Below are 16,242 nucleotides of genomic sequence, written 5' to 3' on the forward strand. Positions count from 1 at the left end.
GGGAAACCGGAGTGATCGGGAGGAGCCCGGCGGGCTTCAGGAACTCTTCAGCTTCGGCGCTCTAGCGTGGCCGCCATGAGCGACAGCAGCGCACCTCAGTGGATCACCGGTCTGATGGAGAGCCTCGGCGCGCCCGGAGCGGGCATCGCCATCGCGCTGGAGAACCTCTTCCCGCCGATCCCCAGTGAGGTCATCCTGCCGCTGGCCGGATTCACGGCGGCGACCGGTCAGATGAACCTGGTGGCGGTGCTGATCTGGACGACGGTCGGCTCGGTCGTCGGTGCGCTGGCGCTCTACTGGGTGGGCGCGCTGCTCGGCCGGGACCGGACGGTGGCCATCGCCGCCAAGATCCCGTTGCTGAAGGTCGCCGACATCGAGAAGACCGAGGCGTGGTTCACCAAGCACGGGACGAAGGCGGTGTTCTTCGGCCGGATGCTGCCGATCTTCCGCAGCCTCATCTCCGTCCCGGCCGGCATCGAGCGCATGCCCCTGCCGGTCTTCCTCGGGCTCACCACCCTCGGCAGCGCCATCTGGAACACCCTCTTCGTCATGGCGGGCTACCTGCTCGGCGACAACTGGGAGGCGGTCACCGGGTACGTCTCCGTGTACTCGAAGGTCGTCCTCGTGGTGGCGGCCGTGGCCGTCCTGCTCTTCCTCGCCGTGCGGGTCTTCCGCCCGGGCGGCGGGCAGCGACGCGGCTGAGCCGGCGCGGCTGCGGCGCAGGGCGCTCGGACGGGGTTTTCCCGGGCCGGGCGCCCTTTTCGCTGCCCGGACCGCCCCGGACTTTCGGCCGCCGGCCGGGCTGTGTCGCGCGCAGGGGCGCCTCTCTTCAGCTGGGGCGATGTCGCCGGTGGTCGTTCCTGGGCGCCGCGGCCGTGATCCGCGTCCGGGAGGAGAGGAGCGTGCCGGGGGCGCAGCACGGCGAGGAGGCCGGCGAGGTGACGGCTCGCAGGCGCATCGCACCGCTCCTCGCGGTGGCGTTGTTCTCCGCAGCGGCCCGCACCGCGGAAAACCGCCTGGAGCCCGGGCGGCACGATGGCGCCGAAGTCCCCGGCCTACCTCCTCTCCGCCCTGGACACGAGGGAGAAGCCCCTGGTCAGGTCGAGGCGGCTGGACGAAGCTCCGCCGGGACGTCTCGGCGGCACCATGGGGGCGAGGAGGCCCGCCGCGACTCGCGCGTCGGTCGCGGCGGGCGCGCGGGACCTCGGCGGCGGCCGCAGACCTTCCTCACCCCCAAGCAGGCAGCCTGGGCCCCGGGCCGATGACCGAGCTGGGACGGCCAGCCGTGCCGTCGGGCCCCCGGCTCAGCCCTCGCCGTCGGTCCGCGCCGCCGCCAGGAACCGGCGCAGGATCTCCTCCCCGGCCGCAACGCCCTGTTCGGGCAGGACGGTGAGGTCCGGGGCCGTCCACCCCACTTCGGCCAGCTCGCCGTGGCCGGGGCGCCAAGCGCGGTCGGCGGCGAGCAGCAGGTCCGCGTCGAGCAGGGAGTCCCCGGCGGCGAGGACGGTGTCCGCGCCGGAGCGCCGGGCCACCTCGCGCATGGCCGCGCTCTTGGTCAGCGGACGCGGGACGGCGTAGACCTTGCGGCCCTGGAGGGAGACCTGCCAGCCGCGTTCCTCCGCCCAGGCGGCGGTGGACTTGAGCCAGGTGGCGGGGAGTTCGGCCCGGTCGACGACGAGGTAGGCGAAGAGGTCCTCGGCGACGCGCTCCTTGCGCAGCCAGGCGGGGTCCGCCGTGGTCCGCAGGTACGCGCTGATCTCGGCGAGGGGGGCGCACTCGGAATCCAGCCGTCGGCGGACCGAGCGGTTCCACTCCTCGTCGGTGGCCCCGTCGACCAGCAGGTGCCCGCCGTTGGCGCAGATCGCGTACCCGGGGGTGGGCACGGGCAGCCGGATGCGGCGGTACTGCTCCCTGGTCCGGGTGGTGGTGGGGACGAAGAGCGTCCCGCGAGCCAGGTCGGCGAGGAGCCCGGCGGCGGTCTCCGTCAGGTAGGAGAGGGGGCGGCTCTCGTACACCTCGACGCAGAGCAGCCGGGGGGCCTCGGCGTCCGGGCCGGTGAGGCCGAGGGCGGCGGCCGAGTAGATGAGGGTGCGGTCGAGGTCGCTGGCGACGAGGGTGGTCACGCGCCCACCGCCTTGCCGTCGGCGCCGGTGGCGCCCCGCGTGTAGCGGGGGTGGATGAGGCCGACGCAGGTGTACGGGAGGTCGTCGCGCTCCTCCACCGGCACGCCCCGCTGCTCCGCGAGGAGCCGTATGTGGGCGAGGTCGGCGTCGGCGCCCCGGCGGGCCAGGATCTTCCAGGGGACGCGCCGCAGCAGGACCCGGGTGGTCTCGCCGACGCCCGGCTTCACGAGGTTGACGTCGTGGATGCCCTGCTCCTCGCTGATCCGCTCGACGGCGGCCCACCCCTCCCAGGTGGGGGCGCGGTCGGCCGCGACCGCCTCCTTCACCTGCTCGTCCACGGCCTCGGCGACCTCGTCGAAGCGGGACTCGACCGCCGCGACGAAGGCACGGGACACGTCGGTGCCGGCCAGCTCCCGGTAGAACTTGGCCCCGTGGTAGTCGCTCGGGCCGACCAGGTCCGCGCGGAGGACGGTGCGCGATATCAGCCCGGACACGGTGGAGTTCAGGCAGGCGGACGGGATGAGGAAGTCCTCCCGGGTGCCGTAGGTGCGCACGCAGGAGCCGGGGTCGGCGAGGACCGCGATCTCCGGGTTGAAGCGGGGGAACTCCGCGAGGGCGTCGGCCAGTTCCCGGGTGATGGCCCCCTTGCCGGTCCAGCCGTCCACGAAGACCACGTCCGCCGGGTCGTGGTGGGCGGCGAGCCAGCGCAGCGCGTTGGCGTCGATGCCGCGGCCGCGGACGATCGACACCGCGTAGTGCGGCAGCTCCACGCCGTGCCGCCGCAGCGCCCACCTCCGCATGAGCACGCCCACCGGGGTACCGGCGCGGGCCAGCGACACCAGGACGGGCCGCGGGGAGCGCTCGGCGAGCACCAGCTCGGTGACGGTGCCGACGGCTCGCGCGATACGCGCCGCAGACCCGGCCAGGGCGTCCCGGTACAGCTCCTGGTACTCCTCGGTCGGCTGGTACTCGACCGGCAGCGACTCGGCGTAGTGCGCCCCACCGCGCTGCACCGCCTCCTCGCGTTCCTCGACGGGCGCCTCCAGCGCCACGGCGGAGAGGTCCTGGAGCAGCCAGCCGACGTCGTCGGGCTCGTACGAGGAGAACTCGGGGCCACGCAGGGGGTCGGGCAGCACGGTGGGCTCCTGCCGGTCGGCGGTGGGGGGCGCGGAGGTGCGAGGTGCGGGGGTGCGGGCCGGTATGACAGCGAGGGCGACCCGGGGCGCGGCGGTGCCCAGCCGCGCGAGCAGCCCGTCCGGGGCGTGCAGCGCCGGGGTGTCGGCGACGCTGTCGACCACGGCGAGGACGGTGTCGAAGCCGCCGCCCGTGACGTTGTACGCGTACCGCTCACCGGGCCCGTCGGCCGGGTCGTCGTGGGCCGGGAAGGTGAGGCGGGTGCGGATGGCGTAGCCGGGGTCGTCCACGGCGAGGACCGGCGAGCGTGTGGTGGTGGAGAACCGCACGTCGAGCCCGGCCTCCTCCAACACCCGGCCGAGGACCAGCGGCGCGTACATGAGCTCCTCGAAGCCCAGTACGAGGACGCGACCGGCCTGCTCGGGGCCGCCGAGCCCGGCGACGATCCGGTCGGCCATGGCGGGCAGGGCATCCTGGAGGCGGGCCCGGTGGTCCGGGGTGAAGCCGTGGCGGCCGCCGTCGGGCACGCCCGCGGGCCAGCCCAGCTCCAGGCGGACGGGGGCGGCGACCGATTCGGGGGGCGCGGGGGCGGCGGGGGCGCGGCCGTCCTGCTCCTCGACGAGCCGCAGCCCCCGGGCGAGGACGTCGTCGGGCAGGCGGACCGTGCCCCGGGCGTGGGCGACGACGTCGATCCGGGCGCCGGTCTCCTCGGCGAAGGCGGCGAGGCGGTCCGCGTCGCCGGGGGCCCGCATGTCGACCAGGGCGACGATCACGTAGTGGGCGCGCGGATGGCGGGCGTGCAGGTCGCGCAGGGTGTTGAGGACGGTGTTGCCGGTGGAGAACTCGTCGTCCACCAGGACCAGCGGCCCACGGCCCGCCTCACCGCCCCGGTCGAAGAAGGCGGGGTCCTCGGGGAGCAGCAGGTGGGAGGTGGCGTGCGAGTGGGACTCCTCGAAGCCGCCCGCGCGGGGCACCGAGGCGACCGGGCGCCGGGTCGAGTGCAGGTAGGGAGCGGACTCCAGGCCGTCGGCGACGGCGTGGCCGAGCGCGGTCGCCGTCTCCGCGTAGCCGAGGACCACCGCGCGGGCGGCCTGCTCGGGGCCGAGGAGAGCGCGGACGCGGCGGCCCAGTGAGACGCCGTGGCCGTGGACGACCGAGGGCCGCTGCGGCACGTGCTTGCCGAGGACTCCGGAGACGAGCAGATGCGCCCGCTTGGGGTTGCGGCGCAGCGCCAGGCCGAGGAGGCCGCGCAGCTCGTCGTCGCCGGCCAGCTCTATGCCGAGCCGGTCGGAGACCCAGGTTCCGGTCCACACCACGTCGTTCGTCACTTCTCTCTTCTCGGGGCACGCCCTCGGGCGCTCTTCCAGCGTGCGCCCGACGGGCGCCGCGTACCTCTTGTGCTGTTGTGATCGTTGACACGGCCGGGCTGTCAGGGCGGTGCCCGCGCGCGTCAGGCGGTCGGACTTCGGCATTCCGGTGCGCCCCTGAGCCCCGGCCGACGGCGGGGCGCCCGCGGGCGGTCAGCCGGAGAGCGCCTCCCCCAGCAGCTCCACGAAGCCCACGTCCTCCGCCGCGACGCCGAACGCCTCGGCCCGCAGCAGGGTGCGCTGCGCCCAGGCCCGGTGCGGCTTCACCTCGTTCATCTTGTTGGTGTACGCGGAACGCAGCACTCCGCCGCCGTCGCGTTCGGGCCGCAGGATGTCCTGGGCGTCGCTGTACTCCTCGTGGCTGACCACGGAGAGCGCGTGCACGGGCAGGACGTGGGAGGGGTGGATGCAGGTCTTGCCGAGCAGACCGTTGGCCCGGTCCAGCTCGATCTCGCGGAGGAGACCGTCCATGTCGTGCTCGATGAGCGAGGCGCGCAGCTCCTCGGCGCGGCCCAGGAAGGGACTGCGGCGGAGCTGCGGCTTGAACATGCGCTCCTGGACGCGGAAGTACTCCCAGACCGGCCCGGTGACGGTGAAGCCGGTGCCGTCCGCGCGGCCGAGGACGTTGACCACGTCGGCGATGACGGAGGCGACGATGTGGACGTCGTAGGCGGTCATGTCGGGCGGGCGGCGGAGCCCGTAGGCCGAGCAGAAGTCGGTGACGCCCAGGCGCAGGGCGAGGACCCGGTCGCGGTACTTGTCGACGGTACGGGCGATCCCGGTCAGCGTCTCGGTGCGGGTCTCGACGTGGAGCAGCTCGGGGGATTCCAGGACGGGCATGGCGAAGAGGCGGTGGCCGCTGTGTGCCTCGGCGGTGGCGAGCGCCTCCAGGTAGGGCACGCCGCGCTCCTCGGTGAACTTGGGGAGCACGAAGCCGGAGAGCAGGCGGACGGCGGGGCCGAGCCTGCTCACGAGGTCGGGGATCTGCTCGGGGCTGCGGACCCGGATGAACAGCAGCGGGGGTTCCGCCTCGCCCGCCTCGGCCCGGTCGGCGAGGTCGGTGAACTGGGCGACGAGATTGGCCTCGGCGCCGGGGACGTCGGCGTCGGCGATCGAGTCCTCCAGGCAGAGCACCATGGAGACGACGCCGCGGGCGGCCTGCTTGTGGATGTCGCCGGCGAGGGTGGGGCGGGTGGCGGGGCTGTACAGCGTGGCCCCGAGAGCGGTGGCCAGGATGGGGGCCGGCGACTCGGCCGTGAAGACGGCGGGTTCCCGATGGAAGAGGCGCCGCCGCGCTTCAGGGGCAAGATGCCCGAAATGACGCATGTAAATCCCCCGTAGTGCCTGGGTGGCCGCGAAGATGTGGCCGGTAATAGTACGTAGGAGCGCATATCCAGGGTTCCCGTCCGGCATGAATTTCTGGTAACCCGGGCGCGTCGCCCCAGCGCACCGGCCAAGATCGGCGGACCCCCGCATTGTCCGCCGTACCTCGCAGAAGGCAGGATGACCGCATGACGCACGCCATGCTGAAGGGGTCCAACGTCCCGCTGGACGCGACGGCCGTCCGCGCCGTCCTCTGTTGGACGGCCGCCCCGGACGTGCCGGACGTGGACGCGTCGGCGCTGCTGCTCGCCGACGACGACCGGGTGCGCTCGGACGAGGACTTCGTCTTCTACAACCAGCCCCGGCACCCCTCCGGCGCGGTCTGGCGGCTCGGCAAGCGGCGTCTGCCGGAAGGGCTCACCGACACCCTCCAGGCCGACCTCGCGGGCCTGGAACCGCAGGTGCGGCGCATACTCCTGGTCGCCTCCACCGACGACCTGCCCTTCGAGCGCGTCCCGTCCCTCCGCATCGACCTGTACGACACCTCCGGCGCCGACTCCACCGGCGCCGCCGACGGCGCTCCGGTGGCCACCTTCGAGGTGCAGCCCGAGACCGGCGCCGAGACGGCGCTGATCTGCGGCGAGCTGTACCGCCGCGGTGAAGGCTGGAAGTTCCGGGCGCTGGGTGAGGGGTACTCCAACGGACTCGTGGGGCTCGCCACCGACTTCGGCATCTCCGTCGACGACTCCGAGGAGGACGCGGACCCCGCGCAGGCCGTGGACCCCGCCGAGGTTCTCGACGCACCGGAGTTCCCGGCGGCCCCCGAAGCCCCGGCACCCGCGGCCTCGCAGCCGCTGCCGCCCACCGCCGCGGGGCCGCAGCCTCCGGCGCAGCCCGCCGTACCGCCGCCGCCGAGCTTCCCGCCGCCGGTCCCCGACCCGGAGGCCACCCGGGCGCCTCTGCCGCCGCAGGCACCGCCCCCACAACCGGCATACGGTTACCCGCAGCCCGCCGCGGCCGGGTACGGCTATCCGCAGCCCGCGGCCGCCGGTTACGGCTATCCCCCGCCCGGGCCGCAGCCGGCCTCCTCCTCGCAGACCCCGCCGCCGCACCAGCCCGCCTACGGCTACCCGCAGGCGGTCGGCGGGCCCGCCGGGTCGTTCCGGCTGCCACCGCAGGGGCCGCAGTTCATCGGCCGCTGACCTCGGCCGGCCGGTCGCCAGGGACCACCGGGCACGGGTGGCGGCCGGGACCGCAGCCGGTCAGCGGGCTCCGGTGTTCTTGAACCCGCGGCCCCACTGGAGCCCCCAGCCGTACAGCCGGTCGATCTCCGACTGGAACCCGTACACGTACTTGACCTCGCGCCGCACCACCAGTTCGCCCTTGAGGTTGTCGAGCGAGAAGACCGCGCACGACCGGGCCTGCGGAGCCCGCTCCTCCAGTTCGATCTCGATCCGCGGCCCCGTGGCCGGGTAGAGGGTGACGATGGCCTGGGTGCGGTCGAACGCCGGGGTCTTGTCGTAGATGTAGACGAAGACGAGGAGCCGTTTGATCTCCTCGCGCTGGTCGAGATTGACGTAGAGCGTCTCCCCCGAGCCCGAGCCGAACCGGTCGTCGCCGCTGAGCTTCACGTAAGGCGCGGTGTTGAGGTCGCCGAAGAGCTCACCGAGCGGCTGGACGACGCCCTTGGAGCCGTCGGCCAGCTCGTAGAGGCAGCCGATGTCGAGGTCGACGTTGACCACCCCCAGGGTGTGTGCCTGCACGACCTCGGGCTGAAACGCCTTGAGCGGGTGACGCAGCAGGGCGCGCGAGGAAGTGGTGGAGCGCTTGCCGAAGTCGGCCGGCCGCATCTGCCAGGAGAGGTTGACGCGGAGATTGCCGGTGGCCGCTCCCTGCTTCACGAGCGAGACCTGCGGCTGGCGCTTGGTCAGGCGTATCGAGTGGCTGCCGACGCTTCCCGAGTCGAACTGCGCCGCAGCGTTGCGCCCACCCAGCAGACCGTCCCAGAAGGACATGCCACCCCCAGAAACCTTCGGAATCGTCGTCGCCCATGCCTGCGGGGCGGCGCCGAGGTCGTCTCGACAGCCGCCCCGCTGGGAGCGTTCCTCAGTTCGGGCCCGGTCACACACCGGGCCGGGGCCGGAGTCAGACTCCGGAGGGAATTCCGGCCTTCCCCTGGGAGCTGCCGCCACCCTCTTCGGCGGCCAGCCTCCGGTTGCGGCGCACCGACGACCAGAACGAGAGGCCGATCAGCACCACACCGATGAGGCCCGTGATCATCTCGCTGATCTGGAAGCGGATGGTGACGAGGAGGATCACCGCGAGGGCGCCGATGGCGTAGTGGGCGCCGTGCTCCAGGTACACGTAGTCGTCCAGGGTGCCCTGCCGGACCAGGTACACGGTGAGCGAACGGACGTACATGGCACCGATACCGAGGCCGAGCGCCATCAGCACGATGTCGTTGGTGATCGCGAACGCGCCGATCACGCCGTCGAACGAGAACGAGGCGTCGAGCACTTCCAGGTAGAGGAACATGAAGAACGCCGCCTTACCGGCCAACTTCACCGCCGAGACCGGCTTCCCCTGCCGCTTGGCCGCTTCCTCGGCTTCCTGCTCCCGTTCCTCGCCCTCTTCGAGTTTGTCCTCGAAGAAGCTGGAGAGACCGCCGACGACCAGATATGTGATGAGGCCGGCGATGCCTGCCAGCAGCACCGTCTCCGCCTTGTCGGCATGGGTACCGCCGTGCTGGTGCGCCTGGCTCGCGAAGGTCATCGCGGAGAAGAGCAGCACCACGAGCGCGATGCAGACCGAGAGCATGTCCACGCGGCCGAGCTTGGCCAGCGGGCGCTCGATCCAGGTGAGCCACTTGATCTCCCGGTCCTCGAAGACGAAGTTAAGGAAGATCATCAACAGGAACATGCCACCGAACGCCGCGATCGACGGATGCGCGTCGGTGACGAGCTCCTGGTAGCGGTCCTTGTCGGTCATCGCCAGGTCGACGGCCTCGATGGGCCCGATCTTCGCGCTGATGGCGACGATGACGACGGGGAAGACCAGCCGCATGCCGAAGACGGCGATCAGGATGCCGATGGTGAGGAAGATCTTCTGCCAGAAGGCATTCATCTTCTTCAGGATTCCGGCGTTGACCACCGCGTTGTCGAAGGACAGCGAGATTTCGAGGATGGACAGGATCGCCACGACCCCGAAGCCCGCCCACCCCCCGTAAAGCACGGCTGCGGCGAGTCCGAGCGCGGTGACCGCGAAGGACCAGCCGAAGGTTTTCAGAACCACTGGATACCCAATCCCTGTATGTACTGCGAGGCTCCCCCGTCCGTACCCGGCCTTAGGAGACGCTGACCCCGAAGTCTAGAGCGATGCCCCTCAGGCCGGACGCGTACCCCTGTCCGACCGCCCGGAACTTCCACTCGCCCCCGTACCGGTACAGCTCGCCGAAGATCATCGCCGTCTCGGTGGAGGCGTCCTCGCTGAGGTCGTAGCGGGCGAGTTCCTGTCCGTCGGCCTGGTTGACCACGCGGATGAAGGCGTTGCTCACCTGCCCGAACGTCTGCCCGCGGACATCGGCGTCATGGATCGAGACCGGGAAGACGATCTTCTCGCAGTGGGCGGGCACCTGGGAGAGGTCGACCAGCAGGGACTCGTCGTCGCCGTCACCCTCGCCCGTGAGGTTGTCGCCGGTGTGCTCCACCGAGCCGTCCGGGCTCTTGAGGTTGTTGTAGAAGACGAACCACTCGTCGCCCATCACCCGGCCCGAGGCGCACAGCAGCGCGCTCGCGTCGAGGTCGAACGGGGCGCCGGTGGTGGAGCGGGCATCCCAGCCGAGGCCGACAAGTACCTGAGTGAGGTTCGGCGCGGCCTTGGAGAGGGAGACATTTCCCCCCTTGGCGAGCGTGACACCCATGATCGTGATCCTCCCCGATGTGACGGCGTGCGCATTCTTGACGAGGTCCGGCGCCGCACGGAAGCGTGCGGCGCCGGACGGGAACAGCCTGGGAGACTGCTCGGATCAGACGTTGACGGTCGGACGTCGACGGTCCGGCGCGGACCGGTCAGACGTTGACGCCGAAGTCCTGCGCGATGCCGCGCAGACCCGAGGCGTACCCCTGGCCGATGGCGCGGAACTTCCACTCCGCGCCGTTGCGGTAAAGCTCGCCGAAGACCATGGCGGTCTCCGTCGACGCGTCCTCGGAGAGGTCGTAGCGGGCGATCTCCTGCTCGTTGGCCTGGTTGACCACGCGGATGAACGCGTTGCGCACCTGGCCGAAGGACTGCTGACGGCTCTCGGCCTCGTAGATGGAGACCGGGAACACGATCTTGGTGACCTCGGCCGGGACGCCGGCCAGGTTCACCTTGATCTGCTCGTCGTCGCCCTCGCCCTCACCGGTGATGTTGTCGCCGGTGTGCTCGACCGAGCCGTCGGGGCTCTTGAGGTTGTTGAAGAACACGAAGCCCTGGTCGCTGGAGACCTTGCCGTCCGCGTTCGTCAGGATGGCGCTGGCGTCGAGGTCGAAGTCGGTACCCGTGGTGGTACGGACGTCCCACCCCAGACCGATGGTGACCGCGGTCAGGCCAGGTGCCTCCTTGGTCAGCGAGACATTGCCGCCCTTGCTGAGGCTGACTCCCACGAGTCCTCCATTCGCTGTCGAGGGGGCCGGACCGGACGCGGCGGTGCCGCACAGTCCGTCCGCCCCCGTCGTCGTTCAGTGGTGTCGGGTGAACGTCTGGATACTAGTGACGGGTTCCCGCGTGCACCGGGTGTTAGCCCTGACAGATCAGAGCGTGTCCAGTGCCTTCAGGTACTCGTTGAGGTCGCGGGCGTCCGGCAGGTCGTTGACGACGGTCCAGCGGACGACACCCTCCTTGTCGATGATGAAAGTGCCGCGGACCGCGCAGCCCTTCGTGTCGTCGAAGACCTCGTAGGCGCGCGACGCCTCGCCGTGCGGCCAGAAATCCGACAGCAGGGGGTACTCCAGCCCCTCCTGCTCCGCGAAGACGCGCAGCGCGAACGGCGAGTCGTTCGAGACGGCGAGGAGCTGGGTGTCGTCGTTGACGAACTTCGGCAGCTCCTCGCGCAGCGCGCAGAGCTCGCCCGTGCACACGCCGGTGAACGCGAACGGGTAGAAGAGGAGCACCACGTTCTTCTCGCCGCGGAAGTCCGAGAGCTTCACGGTCTGGCCGTGCTGGTCCTTCAGCTCGAAGTCCGGGGCCTTGGTGCCAACCTCGATCGCCATGGATACGCATCCCTTCACTGGGCCGGTGAGCGGTCTCCCGCAGGCCGGATGCGGCCGGAGGGAGGTACGCCCACCCTACGCACGCCCCCCGCCCCCGGAACGCGCCAGGCCCCCTCGGTCACGGCCGAGGGGGCCTGGCGGACGGCGTGGCCGCTCCGGGACGCGGACGGGCGGCTGCCCGTCGTCCACGTCGTGACAGATGCGGTTCAGCGCTTGGACTTGGCGCCCTTGGGCGTGACCAGGCGGCTGCCGGTCCAGTCCTTGCCGGCGTTGATGCTCTTGGTCTGGGCGAGGCCCGCCGTCTGGGCGGCCTCGTTGATCTCGCTCGGCTCGATGTAGCCGTCCCTGCCCGTCTTCGGGGTCAGCAGCCACACGGGCTGGCCGTCCTCGACGAGCTGCGAGGCGTCGACCAGTGCGTCGGTCAGATCGCCGTCGTCCTCGCGGAACCAGAGCATGACGGAGTCGGCCACATCGTCGTACTCCTCGTCGGCGAGTTCGCCGCCGATGAGGGCTTCGATGGCCTCACGGAGCTCTTGATCGACATCGTCGTCGTAGCCGATCTCCTGGACCACCTGCTCGGGCTGGAAACCCAGCCTTGCGGCAGGGTTGGTCCGCTCCTCCGCGTGGTCCGCGGTCGCGCTCACGGTGTGCCTCCTGATCATGTTTCGGGAAATGCTGCTGCCACGCGCGGGCGCGAAGCATTGGCCGTAGTCCACACGGGCGCGACGGATCGCGCAAGTACCCGGCCGTCGAGACTGCCGAAACGGTGACGTTCCATCCCGTCCCGACGCATCCGACACCACGAGTTTACGCAGGTCCGTGGCGCCGGTCACCGTCGAGCACGCGGAACGGCCCTCCAGGAGGCCCCTGCGGGGCGCCAGGACCGAACGGTCATGCGATATCCACCGGGGCCCCGGGCGTATCGTTGCGATTTGGGTCGGCTCACGCCGCACCACCCTCGGGGAGCCGTCGGCCGGGCTTCCCCGGTTGGCGGTTACCGCCGGGTAGAGATGACGGATCCGCCCCACAGATGGACCATGGGGAGCGGCCCGACCTCCCTGACGTGCACGACCGAACAGCGAAGGAACAGCGTGGCTTCCGGACCCGATCGCAACCCGATCATCATTGGCGGCCTGCCCAGCCAGGTCCCGGACTTCGATCCCGAAGAGACCCGGGAATGGCTGGACTCCCTCGACGCCGCCGTCGACGAGCGCGGCCGGGAGCGGGCGCGCTATCTCATGCTCCGCCTGATCGAGCGGGCCCGCGAGAAGCGGGTCGCCGTCCCGGAGATGCGCAGCACGGACTACGTCAACACCATCGCCACCAAGGACGAGCCCTTCTTCCCCGGCAACGAGGAGGTCGAGCGGAAGATCCTCAACGCGACCCGGTGGAACGCCGCGGTGATGGTCTCCCGCGCACAGCGCCCCGGTATCGGCGTCGGCGGGCACATCGCGACCTTCGCCTCCTCGGCCTCGCTGTACGACGTCGGCTTCAACCACTTCTTCCGCGGCAAGGACGAGGGGGACGGCGGCGACCAGATCTTCTTCCAGGGACACGCCTCCCCCGGGATCTACGCCCGCGCTTTCCTCCTGGACCGCTTCACCGAGGAGCAGCTCGACGGCTTCCGCCAGGAGAAGTCGAAGGGGCCGAACGGGCTCTCCAGCTATCCGCACCCGCGCTCCATGCCGGACTTCTGGGAGTTCCCCACCGTCTCGATGGGGCTCGGCCCGCTGGGCGCGATCTTCCAGGCGCGGATGAACCGCTACATGGAGGCCCGCGGCATCGCCGACACCTCCGCCTCTCACGTGTGGGCGTTCCTCGGCGACGGGGAGATGGACGAGCCGGAGTCGATCGGCCAGCTCTCGATCGCCGCTCGCGAGGGGCTCGACAACCTCACCTTCGTCGTCAACTGCAACCTCCAGCGCCTCGACGGGCCGGTCCGCGGCAACGGCAAGATCATCCAGGAACTGGAGTCGCAGTTCCGCGGCGCCGGCTGGAACGTGATCAAGCTCGTCTGGGACCGCTCCTGGGACCCGCTGCTGGCCCAGGACCGCGACGGCCTGCTGGTCAACAAGTTGAACACCACGCCGGACGGGCAGTTCCAGACCTACGCCACCGAGACCGGCTCCTACATCCGCGAGCACTTCTTCGGCACCGACCAGCGGCTGCGGACCATGGTCGAGAACATGACCGACGACCAGGTCCTGCACCTGGGACGCGGCGGTCACGACCACCGGAAGATCTATGCGGCGTTCGCCGCGGCCAAGGCCCACAAGGGCCAGCCGACGGTGATCCTGGCGCAGACCGTCAAGGGGTGGACCCTTGGCCCGAACTTCGAGGGCCGCAACGCCACCCACCAGATGAAGAAGCTGACCGTCGCCGACCTCAAGGGCTTCCGTGACCGGCTTCATCTGCCGATCCCCGACAAGGAGTTGGAGGACGGCCTGCCGCCGTACTTCCACCCCGGCCCCAAGTCGGAGGAGATCCAGTACATGCACGACCGCCGGCGCGCGCTCGGCGGTTACGTGCCGACCCGCGTGGTGCGGGCCGAGCCGCTTCCGCTGCCGGCCGACAAGACGTACGCCAGCGTCAAGAAGGGGTCGGGTCAGCAGGCCATCGCCACGACGATGGCGTTCGTCCGGCTCCTCAAGGACCTCATGAGGGACAAGGAGATCGGCAAGCGCTTCGTGCTGATCGCCCCGGACGAGTACCGCACATTCGGAATGGACTCGTTCTTCCCCAGCGCCAAGATCTACAACCCGCTGGGGCAGCAGTACGAGTCCGTCGACCGTGAACTGCTCCTGGCGTACAAGGAGTCGCCGACCGGCCAGATGCTGCACGACGGCATCTCGGAGGCCGGCTGCACGGCCTCCCTGATCGCGGCCGGCTCCGCCTACGCCACGCACGGCGAACCGCTCATCCCGGTCTACGTCTTCTACTCGATGTTCGGGTTCCAGCGGACCGGTGACCAGTTCTGGCAGATGGCGGACCAGCTGGCGCGTGGGTTCGTGCTCGGCGCCACCGCGGGGCGGACCACCCTCACCGGCGAAGGGCTCCAGCACGCCGACGGCCACTCCCAGCTCCTCGCCTCCACCAACCCGGCGGTCGTCGCCTACGACCCGGCGTACGGCTACGAGATCGCCCACATCGTCCAGGACGGCCTGCGGCGGATGTACGGGCCGGACAGCGAGGACGTCTTCTACTACCTCACGGTCTACAACGAGCCGATCCAGCACCCCGCGGAGCCGGACGACGTTGATGTCGAGGGCATCCTCAAGGGCGTGCACCGGCTGCGGTCCGGTGACTCCGGGGAGATCCCGGCACAGATCCTCGCCTCCGGTGTGGCCGTGCCGTGGGCGCTGGAGGCCCAGCGGATCCTGGCGGAGGAGTGGGACGTGCGGGCCGACGTGTGGTCGGCGACCTCGTGGAACGAGCTGCGCCGCGAGGCGATCGACGTGGAGCGCCACAACCTGCTGCACCCGGAGGAGGAGCAGCGGGTGCCGTACGTGACCCAGAAGTTCTCCGGTGCGGAGGGGCCCTTCGTGGCGGTCTCCGACTGGATGCGCGCCGTCCCGGACCAGATCTCCCGCTGGGTGCCCGGAACCTACCAGTCGCTCGGTGCCGACGGGTTCGGTTTCGCCGACACCCGGGGTGCCGCACGGCGGTACTTCCACATCGACGCGCAGTCGATCGTGCTGGCCGTGCTGACCGAGCTGGCCCGTGAGGGCAAGGTCGACCGGGCCGCCCTCAAGCAGGCGATGGACCGGTACCAGCTTCTCGACGTGGCGTCCGCGGACCCGGGGGCGGCGGGCGGCGACGCCTGACCCGCGCACGGTCTGGTGCGGCCCGGAGGGCGGTGGAGCGATCGGCTCCGCCGCCCTCCGGCATGTCCGGAGCAGCCGGGCCGCCGCTGCCGAGAGGCGGCGGAGCCCGCCGCACACGGGGGAGACGGAAGCGAGCAGGGGCGGACGCCTGCGGAGGACTGCCCGGTGCGAGGTGGCTGATGCGGCGCCGCAGCAGGAGGCGTCCCGTTGCCGGGCGCCCGCTCGGCCGGCCGGGGACGGCACGCTCCTCGGCGGAACGGCAGAGCGTGACGGGACCGGACGCGGCACGGCTGCGCGGAAGGCGGGGACGGGATGGCGTGGGCCGCGGCGCCGCACGGTCAGTTCTCCCAGATCTTGAAGGCGCGCACACCGTAGGGGGAGTCGGGCTGCCAGGTCCCGCTGCCGGGGTGGGTGTCGAACTCGCCGGTCTCGGCGCACTCGGCCGACTGGTAGGTGGTGACCGGGCGCCCTGTCCGGTTGGCGAGGGCGTGCGCCATGGCCCCGGAGGGGAGAGGGACGCAGCTTTCGATGTCGGTGTCGGAGAGTTCGAAGACGTGGCGCCTGCCGGTGAACTCGGCTTTCTGCCAGAGGCAGAGCTGACCGGCACCGCAGGGAGGCAGGCCGCCCTGCCCGGCGGACTCGGCACGGACCGCCGCCGGCCCGGCCGGAACCGCCGAGGTGGGTGCGAGCGCGACCGCGGTGGACAGCGCGGCGACGGCCACGACCGTCAGCGAGGTCAGCCGGCGGCTCGCGGCCGCCCGGGCGAGCAGGCCCCGGACAAACCCACTGGCCCGCCCCTGGCCTGAGCCCGCAGGTCGTGAGGCAGCCGGTGCCGCGGCGTGCCGGACGGTGCGGGGCGGGAAGGGGCGGCGACGCGCGGTGGGGGCCACCACCCGGTCCCGGTGGATGCCGTGTCCTGTGTGGGGCGCGTTGGGCTGCGTCGGCTTCATCGGCTTCGTCATGTTGATTCCCCGTTTCTCTGTGGGATGGGTCGGTGGTCGGGATGGGCCGGTGGTGGGGGTGGATCGGTGGGCCGGCTGCCGGTCGGTAGTTGGTCTGTCGCTTCGAGTAAGGGCGGTTGGGTGGACAGGTCTGATGGACGGCGGGGTCGGACGCGGGCGCCGGCGCCCGTGGCGGTTGGGTGGTCGGCCATGAACTTCACGCTTCAGCCACCGCCTCCGCGGAGGAGCGGGGCCGGCGCCGTGGCCGCTGTGTCCATGAC

At 71.2% G+C, this 16,242-nt stretch carries 13 protein-coding genes; 3 read left to right on the forward strand and 10 right to left on the reverse strand.

Annotation, left to right across the window (positions count from 1 at the left end; translation table 11 throughout):
* The first annotated feature begins 75 nt into the window (after nucleotides 1–75).
* A complete protein-coding gene (locus tag ACFWMZ_RS20540; protein ID WP_383176496.1) occupies nucleotides 76–702 on the forward strand; it encodes a DedA family protein in 627 nt (208 codons plus the stop codon).
* A 602-nt stretch (nucleotides 703–1,304) separates the two neighbouring features.
* Here ACFWMZ_RS20540 and ACFWMZ_RS20545 read toward each other — a convergent pair.
* The 3 genes from ACFWMZ_RS20545 to ACFWMZ_RS20555 all read right to left on the reverse strand — a co-directional run bounded on the left by ACFWMZ_RS20545 (nucleotide 1,305) and on the right by ACFWMZ_RS20555 (nucleotide 5,950).
* A complete protein-coding gene (locus ACFWMZ_RS20545) occupies nucleotides 1,305–2,123 on the reverse strand; it encodes an HAD family hydrolase (protein ID WP_383203252.1) in 819 nt (272 codons plus the stop codon).
* On the reverse strand, nucleotides 2,120–4,573 hold the full coding sequence (locus ACFWMZ_RS20550) for a phosphoribosyltransferase (protein ID WP_383203277.1): 2,454 nt from the start codon (nucleotides 4,571–4,573) through the stop codon (nucleotides 2,120–2,122). The genes ACFWMZ_RS20545 and ACFWMZ_RS20550 overlap by 4 nt, the downstream gene beginning before the upstream one ends.
* 204 nt (nucleotides 4,574–4,777) lie before the next feature.
* On the reverse strand, nucleotides 4,778–5,950 hold the full coding sequence (locus ACFWMZ_RS20555; protein WP_383176502.1) for an HpcH/HpaI aldolase/citrate lyase family protein: 1,173 nt from the start codon (nucleotides 5,948–5,950) through the stop codon (nucleotides 4,778–4,780).
* A gap of 185 nt (nucleotides 5,951–6,135) precedes the next feature.
* Here ACFWMZ_RS20555 and ACFWMZ_RS20560 point away from each other — a divergent pair, with 185 nt between their 5' ends.
* A complete protein-coding gene (locus tag ACFWMZ_RS20560; protein WP_383176505.1) occupies nucleotides 6,136–7,149 on the forward strand; it encodes a TerD family protein in 1,014 nt (337 codons plus the stop codon).
* Nucleotides 7,150–7,209: 60 nt separating this feature from the next.
* Here the strand turns inward: ACFWMZ_RS20560 and ACFWMZ_RS20565 are convergent, their stop codons facing one another.
* The 6 genes from ACFWMZ_RS20565 to ACFWMZ_RS20590 all read right to left on the reverse strand — a co-directional run bounded on the left by ACFWMZ_RS20565 (nucleotide 7,210) and on the right by ACFWMZ_RS20590 (nucleotide 11,840).
* Nucleotides 7,210–7,962, reverse strand: a complete 753-nt coding sequence (locus tag ACFWMZ_RS20565) for a Tellurium resistance (RefSeq protein ID WP_383176508.1) — start codon at nucleotides 7,960–7,962, stop codon at nucleotides 7,210–7,212.
* 130 nt (nucleotides 7,963–8,092) lie between these two features.
* Nucleotides 8,093–9,238, reverse strand: coding sequence for a DUF475 domain-containing protein (locus tag ACFWMZ_RS20570; protein ID WP_383176511.1), 1,146 nt, complete (start codon nucleotides 9,236–9,238; stop codon nucleotides 8,093–8,095).
* Between the two features lie 52 nt (nucleotides 9,239–9,290).
* Nucleotides 9,291–9,866 carry a TerD family protein gene (locus tag ACFWMZ_RS20575; RefSeq protein ID WP_383176514.1) on the reverse strand — a complete coding sequence of 192 codons (576 nt, stop codon included), beginning with the start codon at nucleotides 9,864–9,866 and terminating at the stop codon, nucleotides 9,291–9,293.
* A 148-nt stretch (nucleotides 9,867–10,014) separates the two neighbouring features.
* Nucleotides 10,015–10,590 (reverse strand): TerD family protein, encoded by a 576-nt coding sequence (locus ACFWMZ_RS20580; protein ID WP_383176517.1) that lies wholly within the window; start codon nucleotides 10,588–10,590, stop codon nucleotides 10,015–10,017.
* A 147-nt stretch (nucleotides 10,591–10,737) separates the two neighbouring features.
* Nucleotides 10,738–11,196, reverse strand: coding sequence for a peroxiredoxin (locus ACFWMZ_RS20585; RefSeq protein ID WP_383176520.1), 459 nt, complete (start codon nucleotides 11,194–11,196; stop codon nucleotides 10,738–10,740).
* A gap of 206 nt (nucleotides 11,197–11,402) precedes the next feature.
* Nucleotides 11,403–11,840: a DUF3052 domain-containing protein gene (locus ACFWMZ_RS20590; protein WP_010637639.1), complete on the reverse strand. Its 438-nt coding sequence runs from the start codon at nucleotides 11,838–11,840 to the stop codon at nucleotides 11,403–11,405.
* 447 nt (nucleotides 11,841–12,287) lie between these two features.
* Here ACFWMZ_RS20590 and aceE point away from each other — a divergent pair, with 447 nt between their 5' ends.
* Nucleotides 12,288–15,020 carry a pyruvate dehydrogenase (acetyl-transferring), homodimeric type gene (gene aceE, locus ACFWMZ_RS20595; RefSeq protein ID WP_383176524.1) on the forward strand — a complete coding sequence of 911 codons (2,733 nt, stop codon included), beginning with the start codon at nucleotides 12,288–12,290 and terminating at the stop codon, nucleotides 15,018–15,020.
* A gap of 338 nt (nucleotides 15,021–15,358) precedes the next feature.
* On the opposite strand, the gene ACFWMZ_RS20600 is transcribed toward aceE, so the two are convergent.
* Nucleotides 15,359–15,751, reverse strand: coding sequence for a peptidase inhibitor family I36 protein (locus ACFWMZ_RS20600; protein ID WP_383203280.1), 393 nt, complete (start codon nucleotides 15,749–15,751; stop codon nucleotides 15,359–15,361).
* Nucleotides 15,752–16,242: the final 491 nt, after the last annotated feature.

Origin of the sequence: Streptomyces sp. NPDC058373, assembly GCF_042723275.1 — a bacterium.
Classification (GTDB): Bacteria; Actinomycetota; Actinomycetes; order Streptomycetales; family Streptomycetaceae; genus Streptomyces.

Bases quoted from the DNA above. Each gene is read 5' to 3' on its own strand.
- ACFWMZ_RS20575 (WP_383176514.1), bottom strand. From the start codon at position 9,866: ATGGGTGTCACGCTCGCCAAGGGGGGAAATGTCTCCCTCTCCAAGGCC.
- ACFWMZ_RS20565 (WP_383176508.1), bottom strand. From the start codon at position 7,962: ATGTCCTTCTGGGACGGTCTGCTGGGTGGGCGCAACGCTGCGGCGCAG.
- ACFWMZ_RS20555 (WP_383176502.1), bottom strand. From the start codon at position 5,950: ATGCGTCATTTCGGGCATCTTGCCCCTGAAGCGCGGCGGCGCCTCTTC.
- ACFWMZ_RS20585 (WP_383176520.1), bottom strand. From the start codon at position 11,196: ATGGCGATCGAGGTTGGCACCAAGGCCCCGGACTTCGAGCTGAAGGAC.
- ACFWMZ_RS20560 (WP_383176505.1), top strand. From the start codon at position 6,136: ATGACGCACGCCATGCTGAAGGGGTCCAACGTCCCGCTGGACGCGACG.
- ACFWMZ_RS20540 (WP_383176496.1), top strand. From the start codon at position 76: ATGAGCGACAGCAGCGCACCTCAGTGGATCACCGGTCTGATGGAGAGC.